4 protein-coding genes are annotated in these 2739 nt (G+C 37.9%); all 4 read left to right on the top strand.

The features are described 5' to 3' along the window. Positions 1-435, top strand: a 435-nt coding sequence (locus ACJROP_RS06105; RefSeq protein ID WP_406534595.1) for a hypothetical protein, incomplete at its 5' end; no start/stop codon positions are given. A 47-nt stretch (positions 436-482) separates the two neighbouring features. Continuing rightward, positions 483-917 (top strand): MarR family winged helix-turn-helix transcriptional regulator, encoded by a 435-nt coding sequence (locus tag ACJROP_RS06100; protein ID WP_405280077.1) that lies wholly within the window; start codon positions 483-485, stop codon positions 915-917. Positions 918-923: 6 nt separating this feature from the next. Beyond that, entirely contained in the window at positions 924-2312 is a 1389-nt protein-coding gene (locus tag ACJROP_RS06095; RefSeq protein WP_406534594.1) for an MFS transporter, read from the top strand. Between the two features lie 75 nt (positions 2313-2387). Then, positions 2388-2739 (top strand): TMEM175 family protein (locus tag ACJROP_RS06090; RefSeq protein WP_406534593.1); only part of this gene is annotated, 352 nt, incomplete at its 3' end.

The raw sequence follows: 2739 nt of genomic DNA, 5'->3' as shown, positions 1-2739 counted from the left end.
AAATACTGTGGGGAGAATTCGGATAATGATTTTCCGGATTTGATTTTCAAGTTCGTTGATTTGCAGCTGGAAAAATATGAACTCAATTCTCTGATTTGGGTTTCCCATGTGATGCTTAATTTTGTAATCTATTTTGACGTTAATCTTGATTATGGCCAGTATTATGACGCTTATGCATCAGCCCTTCAGCTTACTGTCCTTTCCTGTGCTATGAAAATGTCAATCGACAAGGTTTCCTTTGATGAAGTTCCGTTTCCTGAAAGTTCTGCGTCTTGCTTTGATAAGCTATTCTCCACAAAACCTGATTTTAAATATGATTTGAAAAAGGATTGCGATTTGGCATATAATTCATTCAACACTGATTTTGATTTTGAGGCTGGGCAATTCTATGCTCTCGTCAAGGGTCATTTTGATGAGAATTTTGTTTCACATTAAACAGTTTCATTGGAAACATTTATATTGTATTATATTAAACTATTTTTATGGACGAAGAAATTTTTGAAAATGCTCCATTCATAGCATGGATTCATAATCTGTCTAAAAGTCAGCTGAAGTACTTGAATTCACGATTGAATGATTTGGACTTGGGTCATGAGATAAAATACATAATGATGATTTATGAAAATCCCAATTCATCTCAGGATGATTTGGTAAACTTTTCCGGTCAAAGCAAAGGAAATATTGCTAAAATCGTCAAAAAACTTGAGGATATGGGATATGTTGAAAGAAAGGTCAATCCTAACAATCGCAGAAAGTACATGCTGAAGACAACTTCTAAAGCCAATGATATTGTTCCGAAAATTCGAAAGGTCTCTAAAGAATGGGAGATTGAAGTTGGATTAACTCCGGATGATGATGAGTTAAAGCAAAGAATCAAGGAAATATCAATCAATTCAATGAAACTTGTTGGAGAGTAGTTATTTATGAAAATAGATTTTGAAACAATTGTAATATTTATATCATTCATTACATCTTTTTTTGCAGTTTTTCTCTCAAACGGAATAATAATCGGTGTTCCGGCAATTGCACAGGAATTTGTAATGAATAACGTTATCCAAAACTGGATTCCGACAATATTTTTCCTGGTCGTGGCGGTTTTCACAGTTCCTGCAGGTCAGATTTCAGGAAAATTCGGTGTTAAAAAATCCCTTCTTGCCGGAATCATCGTGTATCTGATAGGATCAATCGGTGCGGTCTTGTCATTTTCAACAGAATCATTTATGGTATTCAGAATAGTTCAGGGAGCAGGTGTGGCATTTTTAAATGTATCTGCAATGGCAATGGTTGTACAGGCCGTCAAACCCCAAAACAGGGGAAAAGCATTGGGCTTTACCGTAACTGGAGTATACCTTGCAACATCCCTTTCACCAGTAATCTGCGGATTTCTGGTTCAAAATCTCGGCTGGAGATCAATGTTTTACTTTGTAATTCCATTTTTGGTATTATGTATAATTCTAATGATGGTAAAAATCCCGCAGGAGTGGAAAACCTATGAAGGTCAGCCAATCGATAAGTTAGGTTCAATCCTTTGGGCAATAGGCATACTGACATTCATATACGGCTTCACTTCACTGGTAAATACTCAGGGAGTAATTCTGACAATGGTTGGGATTGTCATGCTGTGCATATTCGGAGCATATGAGCTTAGACAGGACTCTCCTGTGTTCAACATGAATTTATTTAAAAACAGAAAGTTCACATCATCCAATGTGGCTGCTCTATGCAGCTATCTTGCAATTATGGTGGTTACAACAATCTTGAATTATCATTTCCAGTATGTGCGCGGTTGGAATGCTCAGATGTCCGGTTTGATATTGATAATCACTCCTGTCATAATGGCAATCATGGCTCCGAATGCCGGAAAGCTGTCGGATAAGATACATCCGCAAAAGCTTGCGGCAGTCGGAATCGGAATTGCTGCAATTGCACTGGCAATATTGTCATTTTTAAACGGAGACACTCCACTTTATATAGTCATATTGGCCATGATTTTGCAGGGTATAGGCATGGGACTTTTCTCAAGCCCAAACATGAATGCAATAATGAGTTCAGTTCCTCCGAAGTATGCTCCAACAGCTTCCGCTTCACAGGCAACAATGAGGACAATAGGTCAGACCATGAGTCTTGGTCTTTTGACATTGGTATTTGCTTGGGTAATGGGACCTCTGCAGCTGGCACCGGAATATGCTACAATGATTGTTCAGGCATCTCAGACAATCTGTCTTATTTGTACTGTTGCTTGTATTCTGGCAGTATTCGCTTCACTTGTCGGCATACGTTCCAAGGATGAATTCAACACAAAAAGAGGATAATGCTTCGCCTCCGGGCGAAGTACCCAAATCCTTGATTGTGTATATTTTATCTATCATAAAGTCCAATATCTTATCATGCAAACTGATAGATTCGAAACATTCATGGATGCAATTCTTGCAATTATTATCACTGTTCTGGTATTGAAGCTGGCTCAACCTCCCGCTCCAACATGGGATGGGGTCTTATCTTTAAATGCAAGTTATCTTCTTTATGGAATCTGCTTTTTAATCATATTCAACACATGGTATAATGACCACAACCTTTTCCAGATGGTTGATGAGATAAACAACCTGATTGTAGTGGTTTACGGTGTATTGATATTTATCATTTCACTTCTTCCATATTTTGCATCATGGGTTTCCCTGAATCCTCAGTCAGTTCCTGCTCAAACGATGTTTGGAATTTTGTTTTTGGCCACAAATGCAT

It is taken from the genome of Methanobrevibacter sp., assembly GCF_045220775.1.
Taxonomy (GTDB): Archaea; Methanobacteriota; Methanobacteria; order Methanobacteriales; family Methanobacteriaceae; genus Methanocatella.
The sequence above is the reverse complement of the archived record's forward strand: the minus strand, read 5'-3'. Positions and strand labels throughout refer to the sequence as shown.

Coding starts and splice junctions, on each gene's coding strand:
- ACJROP_RS06095 (WP_406534594.1), top strand. CDS start 924: ATGAAAATAGATTTTGAAACAATTGTAATATTTATATCATTCATTACA.
- ACJROP_RS06100 (WP_405280077.1), top strand. CDS start 483: ATGGACGAAGAAATTTTTGAAAATGCTCCATTCATAGCATGGATTCAT.